Genomic DNA, 19601 nt, shown 5'->3' on the forward strand with positions numbered 1-19601 from the left:
TCTTCCTTGAATTCCTTGCTGTACTTTCCCATTGTGATCCCCTCCATCTTTGTTTTTCACTTTAACAGATTTTTGGGGAATTTGCGACTGCACTTAAAGGGTACCACTCCATTCATGCCCGTGTCCGAAATACCCGAAGGCATTTCTTCTAACCCATTGCTTCACCATGAAGCAGTTCTCTCACATTCTAACAGCTTCAGCTTTGAGATGGAAAAAGACGCGGCTGGCTGCCGCGCCTTCAACCGTAACTATATTGTAGGAGACATTATAGTAAGAAGATGATAGGAGAGCTGTCTATGTCTGCTTCTTGCACCAAAGCGTTTGCATATCAACAGGGAATGCTGCTTTATTTCAACTAGGTATTGCTGGAAAAGGGGATCATCACAGAACGGGAATACCGGGCCATGAAACTGAAGATCCAACTGCGTGAGAAAGAAGGGGGGCGGAGAGGATCGGCGCTTCCTCCCGTGAAGTGAAAATGAGGGGCTGCCTCGCTTTTTTGGTGAGACAGCCCCCTTGTTTTGTGTCTTTCAGAGGGCCAGATACCGGGCGGCGACCTCATCCGCAGCCTGCTCGATGGAAAGAACCGAGGTGTCCAGCATCAGGTCCCAGCCGGCGGGATCGTTCCAGGAAAGGCCGGTGTAATGTTCCCGGTATTTGCTCCGCTGGCGGTCCATGCGCCGTACCAGACGGACCGCCCGGCTGTGAGAGAGCTGCTCCTGGTCCATTTTCCGCTGGATCCGTGTTTCAAAGGGAGCAGATGCGAAGACCCGTAGCAATCGGGCGTCCGTGTCCCGCAGCACAAAGTCCGCGCAGCGGCCCACAAAGATGCAGTCCTCCTGGGCGGCGATGCGCCGGATCTCGTGGCTTTGCAGGGCGAACAGGACCTCGGAGGTGGGCAGGCCCCGGGGCACGTGGTGGTTGCCCTCGCATACCACCCGGTAGAGGTATGGATTGGTGGCTTTTTCGTCGGCGTCCTCCAACGTTTTCACCGCCAGACCGCCGTATTTGCAGGCCAGGTGCAGGATGTTTTTCTCATAAACCGGGATACCCAGCTGTTGACCGACTCGGAGGGCAATCTCATGACCGCCGCTGCCGAACTGCCGTCCGATACAGATGATCCGCATGGTTATTCCCCCTTTTGTAACGTGCTCAGCACCGCGTCCGGTATGACAGGCATTTCAGCGGCGGCTCCCGGCGTCAGCTCTCCCGACAGGGAGATGGGCACGTCTGAGAGCAGGATGTGGGCGCTGCCATCGCAGGTGAAACGGATACTTTGAATGGCGTTCTCTTTCAGGACGATCCGGATGCTGCCGCTGGTGAGGCGGGTGTCCAGCGTGCGGAGCTGGGGCAAAATGGCACTGGCCACGGCCTCCAGCCCCTCCTGGTCCAGAGACAGGGTGTAGATTTCTTCTCCGTCCCGCTCCGTGCGGACAAGGCTGCCGTTCATGCAGAGCCGGCCTGCCAGCTCCACCAGGGCGGCGGACTGCGTCACGTCCGCATCCGCCGCGCTGACCGCACTGCCGTCCTCGCCGCAGATGGTGCTGTCAGTGAAGTACAGGGTGCGGCCGTTTTTGCGGACCAGACTGACCTGCATTCCGCTGCACCGGGTCCGGTACAGCTCCAGCTGGTCATCCAACACCAGAGGGCCGCAGTTGGCGGACAGGGAGAGCCGGGCGGAGAAGGGATCTTCGGCGTTCAGCTTCATCCAGGCCGTCATCAGATGCAGCAGCTCCTCTGCGGGGATCCGTTCCGCCTGGACGCCGCCGTCGCGGAGATGCTGGCGGACGGCCTGGGGGATCTCAGGCGGTTGAGCGGACTGGCGGATGGAAAGATCCAGGGAGATGTCCGCCGGTGTGCCGGAGAGGGTGCCCTCCGCTGAGAACCGGATACCGGACAATTCGCCGCTGCTGGATATCAGGTCGATGTCCACATCCTGCACCGCGATGGACTGGACCGCGGCGGGGAAGAGGTGGGTCAGCAGGGATTCGGCATCTTCATCCGTGACGGTGATACTGTAAATGGTCTCGCCGCTGTTTTCGTATACGGAGATCCGGGTAGCCCGGTACAGTTCTTCGGCGTTGTCCAGCAAGGTGGAGTAATCGGGGAAAATACTTCCGGTGCTGAAGGATTTTCCGTTCTCTGTGTAGACAAGACCGTTGGAATAGTACAGGGGCACGCCGTACTGTTCGGCCCGGGTGACCCGCTGGCCCTCCGCTTTCGTGCGGGTCAGCTCCGTACAGACGGTGAAGTGTTGCTGCCCTACGTCCACATCGGCGGTCAGCTCCATAGAGAGCTCCGTTCTTTGAACATATTTGTGGAGCAGGTGGTAGGCGACAAGGCGGTCATTGGCGCCGGAGCCGAAGAACCATGCGGTGCAGAGCGACAGAAGCACCAGCGCTCCGGCAACCAGCCGCAGCGCCCGCCGCTTTCCGGAGGGACGGGGCGCAGGGACGGGAGCCTGCGTCTGCGTGGGAAGAGCTGCCTTCGCCTTTCGGGCGGACCGGCCACGCAGGAGCAGCACCGCTGCCAGCCCGGCACAGGCGATGGCACCCAGCAGCCACAGCCACCAGATGGGGGTGCGGGACACCACGGCGAGATTGCTGCTGTCTTCGGGCAGGTCGAACCGCAGGTAGCTGCCCACGGTGTCGGTGTCCAGCCGCTCCCATTTGCCTTCCAGCAGGGCGTATACTTCCAATTTGTCGGTTTTTCCGCTGGGGGAGAGGTAGCGGACCGTGTGGGTTTCCTGGCCGTCTGCCGGAATCGTCAGCTGCCATTGCTCCACGGCTTTCCGGATGCTGTCGGGCGTCCGGCGGACCGCGGGGGATTGTCCGGCGGACCGCTCCGCTGCCAGATGGTCGCGGTTGCTGAACAGGCCCTCCACCAGGAACACCGGGCGTCCGTCATCCCGTTGGCTTTCGGAGGAGAGGGCGGAGATGCAGGGGGCGTACACAGCGGTCACATCAGTGTCGAAGCGCAGGTCGGACAGGTCTGTCAGGTCCCACACGGCGTAGCTGCCGCTTTCGGCGGGAATATCAGGGAATACGGAGTCATCCAGGGAGTCTCCGTAGTGGAAGAACACGGTTTTCAGCACCTGGTCCCGGGCCAGGAACCGCAGTGTCAGCCGCTGGAAGGAGATGGGGAGCCCCGGTGTTTTCAGAAGTGTCTCATAGGAAACCGGCTCCGCCTTTCCGGCAATGCTGATGCCGCCGATGCCGGCCAGCTGGTCAGAGACGAAGGTGTTGTCCCGGAAGGCGCCCCGGTCCACGCCGGAGATGGCACCGACATACTGTTTGGCGTCGGTGACGCGGACCAGGGAGTGGCAGCGGGAGACTTCGCCCACCGATTTGGCGGAGCCCTCCACGGCGGCGGAGCCCACGATGCCGCCTACGTATTTACCGCCGCTGAGACGGCATTTGGCGAAGCTGTCCCGGATGGCAGCGGTGGTGAATCCGGCGATGCCGCCGATGTAGTCACCGCTTTCGCTTTCCACAATACCGCCGCCTTCGCAGCCGGTGATCAGCCCCAGGTCCATCCGGCCGCAGATGCCGCCAACGTAGTCCCGACGGCCGGTGACGGTCCCGGTGTTGGAGCAGTTTTGCAGGATGGCTTTCAGCTCATATTCCCGCCGGTACAGGGGGGTGTCGCCGGAGAGGGCGTCGCTCTCCGGGTCCAACTCATATTCCACAGCGATGGTGCCTGCCACACCGCCGGTGTTGATGTCGCCGGAGACGGCGGCCTGGTTGACGCAGGAGAGCAGCTTGCCGCTGGTCACGGCGTCGATATCCGCCTGAGAGGCATCGGAGAACCGGTCCTCCGGCGCGGTGTTTTCCAGGTCGTCCACCGCGTCCAGCACTGTGTTCATGATGCTGTGGAACTGGCTGCTGATGGCCCGGACGTCGTTGGTCAGCGTGTGGGCGGTGCCCTCCATGGCGCCGCTGAGCTGGTCCACGTGGCTGTTGAGCAGATGCAGCGTGTCGTAGAGGGCGTCGGCAGAGGTACTGATTGCCTCATCCGGGTGGGCGATCTGGATGGGGTCCGCACTGGAAAGAAAGTCCAGTAGGTCCTCGGCGTCGGAGAGAATATCCTGTCCGTCCGCTGACACATCTCCCAGAATGTCCAGGGCCTCCGCCAGCTGCTTTGCAGCGGTGGTCAGCGCGTCGGAGGCAGTCTTGGCGTCGGTCAGAGCGCCGGAGGCGGTGTCCAGGGCTTTGGAGATCAGGTCCATCGCCTGGGGCAGTTGTTCAAGGCCCTTTTTGATTTGGGCCAGCGCCTGTCTGGCGGCAGCCTCGTCCCGGGTTTCCACAGCGTTTCGCAGCTGCTTTGTACCATTGGATAGATCGGACAGGCCGCTTTTCAGCAGGCTGCTGGCAGTGGTCAGGTCAGCTGTGGCCCACTGCAAGGTATCCATTGCGCCGGAGCTGGCATCGCCGGCCTGAACCAGCTTCCGGGCAGCGGTTTCCAGCTTGTTGATGCTTTTTGTGATGGGGCCGGACAAGTCCGTGACCTGTTCGGAGATGGCGGACAGCTGGTCCAGAGCGTCCGCCAGGATATCGCTGCCCCGGTTGATCTCCGAGATGACGCCGTCACCGTAATCTGACAATTGGTCCGTCAAATCCTCAGCGTGGCCGGAAGCGGTGTCCAGTACGCCACTAATGGCGCTGAGACGGTTGGAGAGGTCGGTGGAGGAGTCTTCTGCATTGTCCGCGGTCCGGTCCACCAGACGCTGGAGGGCGTTCAGCTGGGAGCGGAGCGTCTCCAGGGTGTCCTCGGAGAAGTTCAAAACCACGTAAGGCTCCGCCTGGCCCACGATACCGCCGATGTCCTTGCGGCCCAGCACCTGACCGTAGTTGACGCAGTGGGCCGCGTAACCGCAGCTGCGCCCGGCGATACCGCCCACGTTGTAGCCCACATGCTGATAGCCGATGATGCCGGTGTTGACGCAGCTGAGAAGCATACCGGAGGAATAGCCGGCGATGCCACCAGTGTCGGTGGCTACATTGATGGTGTCAAGAGAACGGAGGGTAAGCAGTTGGGCGGAAGGGGTCAGATCCAAGTCGGACAAGTTGATACCGGGGTCCACGCTGGTGATGTTCACATAGCTGTCGTTCCGGCAGGAGGATACCACGCCCAGATTCACGCCGGTGATGCCGCCGGTACGGCTGCTTCCGGTGACACTGCCGGCGGCGGTACAGCTTCGGATGGTGCCGGTGAGGGCGTTGGTGCCCACGATGCCGCCCACGCCGTCTTTTCCGGACACAGTGCCGGAGAAGGCGCAGTTTTCAATCAGGCCACCGCTGCGTCCTGCGATACCGCCCACATCTCGGCTGCCGCCGGTGGGCTGCACCGTGCCGCTGACCCGCAGGTCCCGGACCACGGCACCCTCCTGGAGGACGCCGAACAGTCCGGCGGGAGACAGATTGCCGGACAGGTTCAGACCGGAGATGGTGTGGCCGCCGCCGTCAAAGGTGCCGCCGAAGGTGGGGATGGGGGTGTAATCGGTGCTGCCCAGGGAGATGTCGGACCGCAGCACCACGGTCTTGTCCCGGGACCAGGTGTCCAGGGAGCATTGCGCCGCCAGGGCCAGCAGGTCCCCGGCGCTGTTGATGTAAATGGTTCGGCTGTCGGCGGCCAGGGCCGGCGCGGCGGTCTGTGCGCACAGTAGCAGGGACAGCAGCACTGCCGCCGCCCGACGGATATGGTTAGTTCGTTTCATCGTCTGCCTCCTCTGTCACAGAACCGGAGATCAGGTTCAGATCCACTTTGCCGTCCACCACCGCGTGGACCATGCCGCTGATGGTGCCGGAGATCTCGCCCCGCACCATGCCGTCCACCCGCACCCGGCCGCTGGCACCCCGCCGGCGGATGGCGCTGGGCATTGAGAAGGAGGTCTTTTCCACCACGGTGCCGCCCAGCAGCAAAATCTGGGGCAGCACGAACATCACCAGGAAGATGGAGAGGATAGTGCCCCGGCCGAGGCTTTGGCCGATACCCACGATGGCGGCCTCGGAGGTCATCTGCCCGATGAGGATGCCGGCCACCGCCAGAATGGTGCCGGAGGTGATGATGGTGGGGAAGGCAAAATTCATGGTCTCAATAATGGCGTCCTGATGGGACATTTCGTTTTTCAGCTCCATATACCGGCTGGCAATGACGATGGCGTAGTCGATGTTGGCACCCATCTGGATGGAACTGACCACCAGATAGCTCATGAAGAACAGCGGCGTGCCGGTAAAGGCAGGAATGGCGAAGTTGATCCAGATGCAGCCCTGGATGACCATGATCAGCAGGACAGGCATTCCGGCGGATTTGAATGTGAACAGCAGCACCAGCAGCACGATGAAGATGGACACCGCGCTGACCACCGAGTTGTCCCGGCTGAAGGTCTTCTGGAAGTCATATTCCGTGCTGGAATTGCCCACCACGTAGATGTTGCCCTCAGGGTAATACTTCCGGGCGGTCTCCGCCATGGTGTCCAGGAAGGCGTAGGTCTCCTGCCCGCCCTCCGGCAGTGTCAGGTAGACCAGCACCCGGTTGTAGGTATCACCCTGGAGCTGGAGCCGGGCGTTGGTGAGTTGCTCCCGGGCGTCGTTCAGGGTGTCCATCTGTTCGCTGTCCAGCGTCACATAGCCCTCGTCCAGCTGGTCGCAGACAAAGAGGAACATATCCATTAGGGGGACGCTGTACGTGGAGACGCTGCCCACGATCTGACCGAATTCCTCATGCTTGGCCGCGTAGGCGGTGTAGATGCCTTTTGCCAGCTCGTAGTCCAGGTCCGCCAGCTCGGCGAACTGCCGGGGCGTCAGGCGGTCCGCCGCCATATAGCCGTCCATGGCCTCCACGTTGGAAAGCCCCAGGGTGTAGTCCACCTCGTCCCGCTGCTCCAGGTCGTTGAGCATCAAGCGCTCGGCGGTGTAGTCTCCGGTGGGGACCACCAGGGCTACCAGGTTGGAGGAGGTGAAGGTGTCGTCGATCATCTGCTCCGCGATCTGGATGTTGTTGAGCTTGGGGGTCTCAATGCCGCCGTAGCCGTAGGCATAGGGGCAGTTCCCGGAGAAGTGGAGGGCCAGCAGGATCACCGCCAGGAAGACGGGCGGGATGATGAAGCGGGTCCGGTAGGCGAAGCGGCCCACGAAGGGGATGGGGGGCACGAAGCTGCGGTGGCGGGTCCGGTCCATCAGGGGGCCGAACAGCACCAGCAATCCGGGCATCACCACAAATACCGCCAGCAGGGCGAACAGGATGGATTTGATGAGGCAGATGGCCATGTCGGGACCGATGCGGAATTGCATGAACATCATGGCCACCAGTCCGCCAATGGTGGTGAGGGAGCTGGCGCCGATCTCCGGGATGGCCTTGCTCAGTGCCACGATGGTGGCCTCCCGAATGGGCAGGGTCTGGTGCTCATCCTTGAATCGGTTGCAGAGGATGATGGCGTAATCCAGGGACAGCGCCAGCTGCAGAATGCTGGTGACGGAGTTGGACACGAAGGAGATCTTTCCCAGCAGAAAGTTGGAGCCCATGTTCATGATCATGCCCGTCACGAAGGTGAGCAGCAGCACCGGCACCTCCGCGTAGGTCTGGGAGGTGAGCAGCAGCACCACCAGGATGATGACGGCCACATACACCATGATGACGTTGACCTCGGCGCTGATGATGTCGCCCTTGGCATTGCCCAGAGAGGTGGAGACGTAAATATCGTAGCCGGACAGGCTGGCCTTCACTGTCTCCAGAGCGTCCAGACAGGCCTCGTTCTTTTCGTCGTAGTCGAAGGTGATGTCGTACAGGGCGGAGGCCTGAGCGTAGTGGTCGGAGGTATCGTCAAAGGCGATGCTCTGCACGCCCTCCAGCTTGGAAAGTTGCGTCTCCAGGGCCTGGGCGGTGCCCAGCGTGATGTTGGCGACCATCACCCGGGCCGTGCCGAAGGTGGTGAACTGGTCCTCCATCACGTCCAGGCCCTGCCGGGTCTCCGACTCCGGGGGCAGATAAAAGGCCATATCGTTCTCCACCTCCACCCAGTTCCGGGAGAACATGGTGAAGATCACGCTGATGACGACCAGAAGGAAAAACAGGTTGCGTTTGTCCACGATGAAGGTGGCCAGCTTCATCATGAAGCTTTCATTTTGCGGTTCGTTGTTTGCCATAGGTCAGTCTCCTTTCCTGGAAGTTTCCAGCAGCTCGCCCCGCCAGGACAGCTGTTCTCCCGCGGTGCGGGTGGTCCCGGTCAGCGCGGAGCCGTTCCATTCCAGCGTGGATTCGCAGGGGAGGACGCTGACGGCGGTGCGCAGGCTGTGGGCCAGGACCAGCCTGTTCCCATCCAGCCGCCGCCCGGAAATATTGTTGTCAAAGCCCAGCAGGGACAGTGTACCGCCGATGCGGCCATCCAGAAATTCCAGCTGTAAAAGTCCCGGACGGGGGCCCAGAGGACTTTCCAATGTCACGCGGTAGCAAAGACGCATGAGACGTCCACCTCCCGTAAAAATTCAATTCAACCATAGCGGATGATACCTTCACTGGCAACATACAAACCGGCGGCAGTGTCGCATTTATGACAGATTGACCGGATTGTATAAATTGTCAGCGGCGGGAGGATGTGGTATAATGGCGGCAAACTAGCCGAACATGAACGGACTGGCCCGTAGGAGGGATCTATGGAAAAGAAAAGCTACACTGCGTCCGGCCAGACCAAACGGGCCATGGCGGACGCCCTGAAAAAACTGATGACACAGAAGCCTCTGGATAAGATCACCATTCAGGAGCTGATGGAACAGTGCGGCATGAAGCGCCAGAATTTTTACTACCACTTTGAGGACATTTATGATCTGCTGCGCTGGATGTTCCAGGAGGAGGCGGTGTCTCTGCTGGAACAGCGGGAGGGAGCGCTGTTGTGGCAGGAGGGGTTGCTCCAACTGTTCCGGTATCTCCAGGAGAACCGGAAGGTGTGCCTGTGCGCACTGAAGTCTCTGGGGCGCGATTATGTGAAACGGTTTTTCCGGGAGAACATCTACAACATCATCTACCGAAGCGTGGAGCAGATGGAAGAAAAGCTGGGCGGCTCGGAGAATGACGCGGAGATGCTGACCCATTTCTATGTCATTTCACTGGCTGCCACTGTAGAAAGCTGGCTGTACGAGGAGATCGGGCAGACGCCGGAGGAACTGGTGGCCTTTTGTGATACCATGCTGACAGACCATATCCGGGGCGCGGAGCTGCGGCTCCGGGAGCGCCGGGAGGAACGGACGCCCTGAGCTGGGGGCATCAATATAATGAAGAGGGCGCTGTCTCTCATGATTTTTCGAAATCATGGAGAGGCAGCGCCTCTCTCATTTAATACTATTTCTTAATAAAATACTTCAAATAAATGCAAAGATATGCTATACTATATCTGGGTGATGAAGATGGCTTCCAGATATAAATTCAGTGATGAAGAAATAAAAGCGATTGAGCAAGCACGCGAAGAAATCGCGGCCTCAAAAAAATTAAAACCTCTGTAGAAGATCTGAAAGTTATCCACAGCGGAAAGAAAATCCGCTTGATGTTTCAGGATGAGGCTGGATTTGGAAGGATAAACAGGCCTAAATACTGCTGGTGTGAGAAAGGGATACGCCCCAGCGTACCCTGTCACCATATCCGAGAGTATCGCTATGCCTACGGAGCGGTAGAGCCGTTGACCGGTGAGGGATGCTTTCTTGTCATGCCTTATTGCAATACAGTGTGCATGAACATCTTTCTGAAGGAATTGTCTGAACGATATTCTGAGGACATCATATTGCTCTGCTGTGACGGTGCTGCATGGCACAAATCCGGAGGCCCGCAATTACCGGAGAACATTATCCTTTTCCACATCCCCCCGTATACGCCCGAGATGAATCCCATTGAACAGATTTGGAAAGAGATCCGAAAACGTGGGTTCCGTAACGAGGTTTTTGCCACATTGGAAAAAGTTGTTGATCGCCTGTGTGATACCATTTGCTCTTTGCCTAACAATGTCATTTCCAGCATTACTGGCAGAGATTGGATAATTGAAGTTTTTAATTAAGAATTAGTATGATACATATCCTTGTTTGCGCATAACTCCACCTTCTGCGTCATCTTTTGAAAAAATACGTTCAACGTAGACCTAATGCAACTACAGCAATTGTTGCGTTTACCAAAGTCTACGTTGAACGTATTTTTTTATTTTTTCTGCTTCCATGGGTGGTCAGAAGGGGCCTGTTTTCTACATTTATTACGAGAGGATTACCGGTCGTTGCTCAAAGTTGAAAATTTTTTGCCAAAGGGGGTTTCATTTTACCCCTCTATTTCTCCATTTACTATGAAGGAGTGTGAAGGATATGCCTGTAAAAATCCGCTAACCAACGGAGGAGAAGGAAAATCATTGCCAATCGCCCGAAGAAGAAAATATTTTGTCTGAGACGGGTATAAATGCCCCCGCTTTTTCTCCATTTATTATGAAGGGATATGCGGGACAAGCCTGTAAGCCCATCCGATACCTGAAAGGAAGATAGACGATGAAGTATTCTGATACCTATAGAGAGCAGCTTCTTCTGGATGCCGTCCGGTCGGCCGAAGATGCCGCCATCCAGCTCCGGCAGTACGCCGCCTCTGTTCTGGAGCCTGCGCAAACAGTTCCGGGTGATGTGTTTTCTGACAACAGCCAAGCCGCAGTTGTAGAGATTACCCCGGAGGGCTGGCTGGCAGCCTCCCTTCCGGGGATGATGCCACGGCGGGATGACGCTGACCGCTCCCGGTTTCTTGCCGGACTGCTGCGGGATACCATCCACCGGACCTTCCCGGAACATGACCAGCCGAAGTTCTGTGCCTGCGTGTTGGTGTACGAGCACATCTATGACTTCAGCCGCAGTCGCCGTTTTATCGACCATGACAATCTGGAGCTGAAGCACTGTCAGGATGTGCTGGAGGCAGCCTTCCTCGCAAACGATACGGCTGCCCTTTGCTCCGCATTCCAGTGCAGTCACCGGGGAGAGCAGGATGGAACCCGTATCTGGATCCTGCCGCCGGAACAGTTCCCGGAATGGTTAAAAAATCACTCAGAATGCTGGAACAGCACCACCGAAAATGTGTACGATTAGGCCAAAAAATACATACCTATTTTGGTCGAAAACCTCTTGCAGATTTTCGGCGTTGTGCGGAACCTCCAACCCATTGGGGTGCAAGGAGTTCCCGACGCAAAAACGGTCGAGGGTGGGAGTGAGTTGGTAAGAATTTTGATAATAGGCAAGTAGCGCAGTCAGGCAACCTGATAGAATGGTGCAGGGCAATTGAGGGTTGCGGGTATGAGGTGCCAGCAGCCTTGTGTATGGTGTTTCGTGTTTGCTGCTGTGAGCCTGTTGGGTGCGCTGCTGTGGGAATGCGTATGGAGGATATGAAGATGCAGTTGAAGAATGGATGTATGGCAGTGAAGCTGATGGAGTTTGTGGGCCTGTGTGGAGAGGTGCCGGTATCGCTGGTGCGGAAGCTGCCGGGGTACTATGACTATAATCGCCGCCTGGTTACAAAGTTGGTGCAGGAGGGGTATCTGAAGGAACGGCGTATGAAGGGATACCGGCGCAGAATCGTCCGCTCCCTGAGTCTGACAGAGGCTGGCTTAGGTCAACTTCAAAGGGTAAGCCCGGGTCGGGCGCAGCGTGTCCGAGCCCATGCGCTGGCTCCGGAGAGTGGGCACGGAAACTGGAAGAAAACGCTGCGGCTTCACCGGGGAGCGGCCTGCCTGCTGGCTGCTATAAAGCTGGAAGCGGTCTGGCAGCCCGGGCGGCTGAAGGATGCCGCACTGGGCAACCAGCTTACCTATTACAGCGCCTATGAGCTTGCCAGGGAATACGGCTGGGATAACAAGGGAGCCCGCCTGTCAGGTGTTCTTGTGGATAAGTATTACTACTACCCACTCTATTATCTTGGTGACAACAATCTGCGCTGGTCCGAGGAGGCGGAGCGGATGTTCCTCGACCATATAGCCGCTTCTCCACTGGGACGTAGTCGAATTCCCGGCAGCAGCCTTCTGTTGGGAGAGAGTTGGGACTTGGTGCAGTCCCTCATTATCCACGCAGTCAATCCCCGCAGCCGTCTGATTCATTTCACGAAAGACAGCTGCTTCCGCTATTTTACTATGGACGATATGGGCCTGCGTTTGTTGAAGCTTTATTTGGACGATACATACCTGGTTGCTTTCCAGCAGTATTTGCTGCAAAACGGCGTGTGTGAGCCGTCCATACTGCCGGGGTATCTGTCCAGTTTGGAATCGCTGTCTGAGCATTATGACTCGGGCAAAGAGAAACGGGAAGCGCGCTGCCTGGACAGAGGCACATTCTTTGCGTGCCAGATAGGCATTTTGAAAAGATTCTGCAAGATCGACCCGGATTTACTCGTCATACCTGACCGCTGGCTTTTAGATTTTGAAATGAATGGAGATCACAACGATGTTTGAACGAGAACCGATTACTGCAGGCGAACTGATGGACAAGCAGTTTTTACCCAAGCCTGTGATTGTTGAAGGCATGCTGCCTGCCGGGACCTATATTCTGGCAGGCACGCCGAAAATAGGCAAATCATTTCTGATGACCCAGCTCTGCTGGAGCGTAGCAGAAGGAATACCTTTCCTGGGATTGGCTACGCGGAAATCCACTGTATTGTATCTGACCTTGGAAGACACCCAGGAGCGGCTGCAGAGCCGCTTGGCCAGAATGTTCGGAACAGACTGGTCCGGCTCCGAATTTCATCTGCTGTTTCAGATCAATCAGCAAGGAGACGCCTTGATACAGCAGTTTCAGGATTTTATTCTTGAACACCCTGACACGAGGCTGATCGTGATCGACACACTTCAGCGGGTACGGGAGAGCGATGGATCGTCATACAGCTACAGCCATGATTATGAAACCATTTTGCCGTTGAAGACATTTGCAGATGCATATGATGTCGCTCTGATTGTCGTTCACCACACGCGGAAAAACGAGGACGATGACAATCTGTTCAATCAAATTTCCGGGACCAACGGCCTGTTGGGCGCTGCAGACGGCGCTTTTCTTCTGCATCAGGGCAAAAATGATGTGCTTTTGGAGCAGACAGGCAGGGATGTGCCAAACCAGCGATATGTGCTGCGCTTTGATAAGAGTCGATGCGTTTGGGATCTGATCAGAATGGAGCATACGCCATTGCCGGAACCTCCCGATCCTCTTCTGCCAGTCATTGATCAGATTATTGGCAAAGATGGCTGGCGCGGAACTGCAACAGAGCTCTTGTGCTGTGTCCAGCAAATTGCCCCGGACGCAGAACTGGTACCTAACACTCTGACGAGGAGACTGAACACACTGACGGAGCAACTATCAAGGGAATATGGAATCTTATTCCGGAATGTCCGCAGTTCTGAGCGGCGTGAACTTCGCTTTTTGAGGATACCGCAGCATGACGATGATGACGCAAATGACGGTTCTGCCCCTGAGGGAAAAATACTGTCATTACCGTCATTTGCGTCATTGGAAGGTGGTGATTCAGATGGCGAATGAGCGAGTTCCTGTGTGGGAGAAAGCCAACCTCAGTCTGGAGGAAGCCGCAGCCTACTTCGGTATCGGCATCAACAAGCTGCGGGATATGACCAATGATGAAAATTGCCCGTTTGTCCTCTGGAATGGGAGCAAGCGGCTGATCAAAAGGAAAGCCTTTGAAAAATATTTGGAGTCCGCCTATTCAATTTGAGCTTGGAAAAGCCTTTCATGTGGTGTATGCTAGGACCATACTATGTTAAGCGCTTTCCGGCGGAAAGGAGCGAAAAATTGTCCGAAAAGCGCAAGGATAATAAGGGACGCATCTTCCGTTCCGGAGAGGGGCAGCGTCCCAACAACACCTATTTTTACCGCTATCGCAGGGATGGCGATAAAAAGTGGTACTATGTGTACGCCCCGACACTGGAAGAACTTCGCCAGAAAGAGGAAACGATACAGCGTGACCTGTTGGATGGGATCGATTATGCAGGCGGTGAGATCACAGTCGCCGAGCTGGTTGACCGGTATATCAATTTGCGGCGTGGTTTGAAAGAAAACTCCATGCGGGCCTATGGGACAGCGATCAAACGCATTCACGCAGACCCGTTTGGGCAGCGCAAGATCAAGACTGTCAAACTCTCTGATGGGAAGGGCTGGTTCGTTGCCTTGCACGACGCGGGCTTGAAACAGAACACCATTGGGATCATCCAGAGCGTTGTCCGCCCGGCTTTTGAAATGGCTGTAGATGATGATATGATCCGCAAGAATCCGTTCAAGTTCAAGCTGTCTGATGTGATCCCCAATGACGCCTATGTGCGCAGCGCACTGACCAAAGCACAGCAGGAACGGTATTTGCAGTTCCTCCATGACTATGGCAAGGACAACTACTATGACGATATTGTGATCCTGCTTGGGACCGGAATGCGGGTCAGCGAATTATACGGACTGACGAAAGCGGATATCGACCTTGACCGGCGCTGCATCCATATTCGAAAGCAGCTCTGCCGCACCGCAGACAAGCCCTATTTCATCGCTCCGCCCAAAACGAGCAGTGGAATTCGAAGTATCCCTATGACCGATTCGGTGTATATGTCAATTCGGCGAGTGCTTTTGAACCGTGGAACGCCGAAGGTTGAGATGATGGTGGACGGATATAGTGGATTCCTCTTTCTGGACAAGGATGGTCGGCCCAAAGTAGCCATGCACCTGGAGAACTATATGCGGGGAATGCAGAAGAAGTATGTCAAGCTGTATGGAAAGACACTGCCCACTGTGACGCCTCATGTACTGCGGCACACCTTCTGCACCAACGCCCAGCAGGCAATGCTGGATGTCAAGAGCCTCCAGTATATCATGGGCCATTCCACAGCCAGCGTCACATTGGATGTTTACACACATAGCGACTTTGAATCTGCCGAACGGGCCTTCAGACAGATCGCACAGGCCTTGTAATCACAGGGTTTGGGCACGGCGACACCTTACACATGGCTTACACACAACTTACACACTTTGCCCGTGAATCTTAGGAGATTTGCGGAGATTTATAAACAGGGAGCAAATGCAGCGGGTAATTTATTCCTTTCAAATAGTGTCATTTTTCTTTGATTTTACGAGAAAATCATTACTATTCGCTGTATATCGTAGATATTTTGAAAACCAAGTCCGTAAGGGCGGCATGTACTAAGCGCCGAGTCCGCCTGAAGTGATAGAAAAGATGGCAGGTACTCTCGTACCTCAGATTGTCGAAAAACCCTGTCTGAAGGAAAAGAGTCCTTTTTTGCAGGGGGAGTACGAGGGGGCGAGAGCCCCCTCGTGTTGAATCAAATGCCTGCAAAAAGCCTGTGTCAGCAGGCGTTTGCGCCGCGCAGCGGCAGCTTTTCGGCCCGCTTCGCGGGCAGAAAAGCGAGGCATTGTGCAGGCTGTCGAAAAAGTCCATCGGACTTTTTCGACAGCCTGAGGTACTCTCGTACCTGTCATCTTTTTATGGTATGGCCGGTTCGTGCGCTGAAGAAAAAATAAAAATTTCCGAAAAAGCATTGACAAAACAGGAAAGTCCGTGTAAAATAACAAACTGTTCGGACGATTAGCTCAGCTGGCTAGAGCACCTGCTTGACGTGCAGGGGGTCACAGGTTCGAGTCCTGTATCGTCCACCAGAAAAAAATCCCGTAACCGCGAAGGTTACGGGATTTTTGTTTTGCATTTTCCAACGTTTTCCCTTTGGTTTTCCCTTACAGGTAAAACAGCCGGATGATCCGGCTGCATAGCTTTCCGACTTCGCCGTTCTATACAGTCAGTGCTCCGCCTCAGCATGCGGGTGCTGACGTACCCGCGGATGCGCATCATAAAAGAAACTGCGCGTCTGAGATTTTTCCGATCCATTTTGATCTCATCGTTTTTAAGATACATACCCTTTCGGGTATGTATCTTAAAAGTCTGTTCTCTTCGCAGCCGTTACAGCAGCTTCATAACAAGCAGAGCAGCCGGAATGGTCCGGGCCTTTCCGCAGGCACTTTGACACCTGAGACAAACTGTCCCTGTATTTCCATGAGTTTCTGTTTGATCGTACCTGTCAAAACGCTTGCGCCGAAGGATTCAGGCATTCCAAAGGCTGTCCATCACAGCGAGCTCTTCACCGCCTGTGCTTTGGCGGCATCCATGGCGGAGTTGGCCACGGAGCGCAGATGGGTCCTCAGCGCCGCCCTGCTCTTTTCCAGATCCCTCTCCCGGATGCACTGAATGATATGCAGATGCTCCCGGTAGGAGAGATCGTCGCGCCCCAGACTTCGGGCGCTCTGATAACGGATCCGCTCCGCCTGGGTGTTCAGGAGACTCAGCAGCATCAGCAGCCGCCTGCTCCAGGCCTTTTCCGTAATGAGGTCATGCAGGCCCCGGTCCGCATTGTGCAGCGTCTCCCACGCGCCGGTGCGGTATCCCTCCTCGAAGGCGGCCTGCAAGGCGTCCAGCTCCTCATCGGTGATGCGGGCAATGCTGCGCTCCAGGGCCCACAATTCCAGCGCCAGACGCAGCTCATAGATCTCCTGCACATCATCGGGCGTGAGAACGGTCACGAAGGAGCCACGGGCGGGATACGTGGTTACCAATCCCTCCGTCTCCAATTGCCGCATCGCCTCCCGGATGGGCGTCCGGCTCATTTGCAGAGATTCAGAGAGCTCCAGTTCCACCAGCGGGCTTCCAGGCGGGATCTCATCGACGATGATGGCGTGTTTCAGATATTCATACGCTTGTGATTTTTTGTCCATAATGATGCTCCTTGGGATAAGATCGGCGCCTGGATAAAATCTGGCGGTCGACAATATGTATTTTAACACTTTCAGTATATCGGAGGCGGCAAAATTGTCAAGGGCGGCAGATGCGGATTCAAAACCGAAATATTTCCGGGAAATACCGGCCCTCTATTGACAAAGCCTGTCATCTGCTGTATGTTTATATCGTCCTTATTGTCGACAATTAATATACAAATTGAGTGCAATCCAGTTTTGCAGATCCGCACGAGCCTGTGACCCCGCCCGAAGCTTTGAACTGCCGCCGCGGCCGGACCGGCTGACCGCGCGGACGAAAGGGGTATCAGCATGAACGAATTTGATCAGAAGTACAGGGCACGTTTTGAAAAGCTGTCCACCACCAATGTGGCGGACGCGGAAGACGCCCTTGGGATCAGGGGCGCCACATACGGGATCCGTCCGCTGCGGGAGAGCTGGGGCAAGGTGGTGGGCCGCGCCGTCACCATCAAGATGGCAGCCGCCGGCGAGACCAAGAACACCCATCATCTGGGCATGACCGCCATCTCCGTTGCGGAGCCCGGCGATATCATTATCATCGATAACGGCGGCCGGCTGGACACCTCCTGCTGGGGCGGCATCCTGGCCAACAGCGCCAAGGTCAGGGGCGTGGGCGCTGTCATCGTGGACGGCGCCGCCCGGGATCTGGACGACTGTATCGAGATCGATTTCCCGGTCTACGCCCGGGGCACCGTGGTCTGGACCGCCCGCGGCCGGATCATGGAGCAGAGCACCAACGAAATGATCTCCTTCGGCGGCGTACAGGTCCACCCCGGCGACGCGGTCATGGGCGACCGGAGCGGCGTGGTCATCGTGCCCTGGAGCCGCGTGGATGAGGTCCTGACGAAAGCCGAGGAGCTCTGCGAAAGAGAAGAGGCTATGGTGCGGGAGATCCTGTCCGGCGGCGACGTGCTGGCCGTTGACAGCAAATTCGGTTATGAAAAGATGCTGAAGTGAGCGTCTTCGGTGCGAAATACGGAGTGATGGATATGGAACCGATCATTGAGAGATTGCAGAAGCTGGATGTGGCCAGCGTTTCTGACGCCATGGATAAGCTGGGGGTCCCCTGCGGCCTGCGCGGGCTTCATGCGGTGGTGCCCGGGAAGCATATCTGCGGACGGGCATTCACCGTCCATTACGTTCCCAACGGCGTTGTCAAGGGGAATGTGGGGGACTTTCTGGACGATGTCAGGCCCGGCGAAGTGGTGGTGATCGACAACGGCGGCAGAGATTACTGCACGGTCTGGGTGACATCATGACGTTTGTGGCCGTGAAAAAGGGGATCGCCGGCACGGTCATCGACGGCGTCTGCCGGGATATCCCCGGCATCAAGGCCAACGACTACGCCATCTTTACCAAGAGCACCTACATGGTCACCGGCAAGGACCGCGTGACGGTGGACTATGTGAACCGGCCTGTGGCCGTCTCCGACGTGCAGGTCTGCCCCGGAGACATCATTCTGGCGGATGATACAGGCGTGGTCTGCATTCCCGATGCGCTGGCCGAGAAAGCGGCGAACATCGCCGAGGACATTGAGAAAACGGAGCAGGCCATCATCGCCGAGGTGAAGAACGGCATGTCCCTGAAGGATGCCCGGACAAAACTGGGATATCACCATCTGCAGACAAAAGCGTAACGTCTGTTCTCCCCCGGAGTTTCCCGCGGTGGCATTCCTTCTCCGGGGTTCTGATCCTCCAACTGAAAAACACACGCCGGGCGGCGCGCTCCCCAGCGCATCGCCCGGCGTATTTCGCGGTCCTTGTGTTTGACGTGGTTTTACTGGGCCAGTCTGGCGGCCACTTCCCGCATCAGCTTCTCGTCCGGATCCTTCCGGTTGAGGGCGGAGACCTCCACGATGAGCCGGTACAGGTCCACGCCCGTCTCCTTTGCCACGGCGGTGAAGGTCTTGACGAAGGAGGAGTGGCAGCCGCTGTAGCCCAGGATCAGGTCCTTGGGCTTCAGGGGGTGCTGTAGCCGTTCTTCTCCATGGCGGGAATCAGTTCCCGGTCCAGATAGTGCAGCAAGCCGTAGAAGTCCAGCTCCGCGCACTCATTTTCTTTCTTCATCAGGGCGGTGGCCAGCTCGGTGGGCATGTTGCCTGCGCTGCGGGCCATGCCCAGCAGGCCGCAGTCCAGGATGTCCGCGCCGCTGCGGTAGGCGGCCACGGCGTTGGCCGCGCACATACCCATGTTGGAGTGGCAGTGGAAGCCGATGGGCACCTTGACGGCCTTCTTCATGGCCTCCACGGCGGCGCTGACCTCATCGGGGAACATGCAGCCGGCGGAGTCCATGATGGTGATCTCATCGATGCCGTTGTCCTCCAGCAGGCGGGCCTCCTCGGCCATCTGCTCCGGGGTCAGGATGTACGCCTTCATCTGGGAGTAGAATGCCTTGATGCCGTGGTCCTTGATGTCCTTGATCTCGTGGAGATACATGTGGGCGTCACCGGCGTTGCTGCCGCAGCGCAGGAAGGACAGGTGATACCGGGCGGCCAGCTCGATGTTGGCGGGATCGTACCGCTTGGCGTTCAGGAACATGCCGATCTCGGCCTTGCCCAGGAAGGGCTGGGCAAGCTGGAGATACTCCTCGTCGGTCAGGGGGGCCTCAAAGCCCTTGTTTCCGGCGCCGATGCCCTTGGCATTGCCGAACTCGATGATGGGATAGTGGTTCTCCGTCAGGCCCCGGAGCATCATCTCCGTCAACTCCGCGGAAAAGCCGTTGCCCACGACATTGGCGCCGTCGCGCAGGGTGCAGTCCATAATTTTCATGGTTCTCTTCTCCTTATTCTATTTGATAATTCTTCTC

16 protein-coding genes, 1 tRNA gene and 1 pseudogene are annotated in these 19601 nt (G+C 57.0%); 11 read left to right on the forward strand and 7 right to left on the reverse strand.

The window, feature by feature from the left end:
- The coding region (locus ACTNBU_RS09015; RefSeq protein WP_441033049.1) for a hypothetical protein at positions 1-282 on the forward strand (282 nt) is incomplete at its 5' end.
- A 248-nt stretch (positions 283-530) separates the two neighbouring features.
- On the opposite strand, the gene ACTNBU_RS09020 is transcribed toward ACTNBU_RS09015, so the two are convergent.
- The 4 genes from ACTNBU_RS09020 to ACTNBU_RS09035 are packed head-to-tail and all read right to left on the reverse strand — an operon-like array spanning position 531 to position 8459.
- The gene (locus tag ACTNBU_RS09020; RefSeq protein ID WP_441033051.1) at positions 531-1127 is read right to left on the reverse strand and encodes an AAA family ATPase; all 597 of its coding nucleotides are present in this window, start codon (positions 1125-1127) and stop codon (positions 531-533) included.
- A 2-nt stretch (positions 1128-1129) separates the two neighbouring features.
- The gene (locus ACTNBU_RS09025) at positions 1130-5716 is read right to left on the reverse strand and encodes a GLUG motif-containing protein (protein ID WP_441033054.1); all 4587 of its coding nucleotides are present in this window, start codon (positions 5714-5716) and stop codon (positions 1130-1132) included.
- On the reverse strand, positions 5703-8144 hold the full coding sequence (locus ACTNBU_RS09030) for an efflux RND transporter permease subunit (RefSeq protein WP_441033057.1): 2442 nt from the start codon (positions 8142-8144) through the stop codon (positions 5703-5705). The genes ACTNBU_RS09025 and ACTNBU_RS09030 overlap by 14 nt, the downstream gene beginning before the upstream one ends.
- Positions 8145-8147: 3 nt before the next feature.
- Positions 8148-8459: a hypothetical protein gene (locus ACTNBU_RS09035; RefSeq protein WP_441033060.1), complete on the reverse strand. Its 312-nt coding sequence runs from the start codon at positions 8457-8459 to the stop codon at positions 8148-8150.
- 192 nt (positions 8460-8651) lie between these two features.
- Between ACTNBU_RS09035 and ACTNBU_RS09040 the strand changes: the two genes are divergently transcribed.
- From ACTNBU_RS09040 to ACTNBU_RS09075, 8 genes are all read left to right on the forward strand, one after another.
- Positions 8652-9248, forward strand: a complete 597-nt coding sequence (locus tag ACTNBU_RS09040; protein ID WP_441033063.1) for a TetR/AcrR family transcriptional regulator C-terminal domain-containing protein — start codon at positions 8652-8654, stop codon at positions 9246-9248.
- Between the two features lie 260 nt (positions 9249-9508).
- Complete coding sequence (locus ACTNBU_RS09045; protein WP_441033104.1) at positions 9509-10039, forward strand: IS630 family transposase; 531 nt, start codon at positions 9509-9511, stop codon at positions 10037-10039.
- 472 nt (positions 10040-10511) lie between these two features.
- Positions 10512-11093, forward strand: a complete 582-nt coding sequence (locus ACTNBU_RS09050; RefSeq protein ID WP_441033066.1) for a DUF6100 family protein — start codon at positions 10512-10514, stop codon at positions 11091-11093.
- Between the two features lie 320 nt (positions 11094-11413).
- Positions 11414-12445: a hypothetical protein gene (locus ACTNBU_RS09055; RefSeq protein ID WP_441033068.1), complete on the forward strand. Its 1032-nt coding sequence runs from the start codon at positions 11414-11416 to the stop codon at positions 12443-12445.
- On the forward strand, positions 12438-13520 hold the full coding sequence (locus ACTNBU_RS09060) for an AAA family ATPase (protein WP_441033071.1): 1083 nt from the start codon (positions 12438-12440) through the stop codon (positions 13518-13520). Before ACTNBU_RS09055 ends, ACTNBU_RS09060 begins: the two co-directional genes overlap by 8 nt.
- A complete protein-coding gene (locus tag ACTNBU_RS09065) occupies positions 13510-13710 on the forward strand; it encodes an excisionase (RefSeq protein WP_441033074.1) in 201 nt (66 codons plus the stop codon). The genes ACTNBU_RS09060 and ACTNBU_RS09065 overlap by 11 nt, the downstream gene beginning before the upstream one ends.
- Positions 13707-14948 carry a tyrosine-type recombinase/integrase gene (locus ACTNBU_RS09070; RefSeq protein WP_441033076.1) on the forward strand — a complete coding sequence of 414 codons (1242 nt, stop codon included), beginning with the start codon at positions 13707-13709 and terminating at the stop codon, positions 14946-14948. The genes ACTNBU_RS09065 and ACTNBU_RS09070 overlap by 4 nt, the downstream gene beginning before the upstream one ends.
- A 625-nt stretch (positions 14949-15573) precedes the next feature.
- Positions 15574-15650 (forward strand) — tRNA-Val (locus ACTNBU_RS09075).
- Between the two features lie 462 nt (positions 15651-16112).
- On the opposite strand, the gene ACTNBU_RS09080 is transcribed toward ACTNBU_RS09075, so the two are convergent.
- Positions 16113-16757, reverse strand: coding sequence for a GntR family transcriptional regulator (locus ACTNBU_RS09080; protein ID WP_441033078.1), 645 nt, complete (start codon positions 16755-16757; stop codon positions 16113-16115).
- Positions 16758-17087: 330 nt separating this feature from the next.
- Here ACTNBU_RS09080 and ACTNBU_RS09085 point away from each other — a divergent pair, with 330 nt between their 5' ends.
- Both ACTNBU_RS09085 and ACTNBU_RS09090 read left to right on the forward strand, forming a co-directional pair.
- Complete coding sequence (locus ACTNBU_RS09085; RefSeq protein ID WP_441033081.1) at positions 17088-17753, forward strand: RraA family protein; 666 nt, start codon at positions 17088-17090, stop codon at positions 17751-17753.
- A gap of 89 nt (positions 17754-17842) precedes the next feature.
- Positions 17843-18432 (forward strand): annotated as a pseudogene (locus ACTNBU_RS09090) (RraA family protein).
- Between the two features lie 140 nt (positions 18433-18572).
- Here ACTNBU_RS09090 and ACTNBU_RS09095 read toward each other — a convergent pair.
- Positions 18573-18845, reverse strand: a complete 273-nt coding sequence (locus ACTNBU_RS09095) for a hypothetical protein (protein WP_441033084.1) — start codon at positions 18843-18845, stop codon at positions 18573-18575.
- Entirely contained in the window at positions 18755-19564 is an 810-nt protein-coding gene (locus ACTNBU_RS09100) for a 4-hydroxy-2-oxovalerate aldolase (RefSeq protein ID WP_441033087.1), read from the reverse strand. Before ACTNBU_RS09100 ends, ACTNBU_RS09095 begins: the two co-directional genes overlap by 91 nt.
- Positions 19565-19601 lie beyond the last annotated feature (37 nt).

The organism is Dysosmobacter sp. HCP28S3_G4, from assembly GCF_052065175.1.
In the GTDB taxonomy this organism is placed as follows: Bacteria; Bacillota; Clostridia; order Oscillospirales; family Oscillospiraceae; genus Oscillibacter.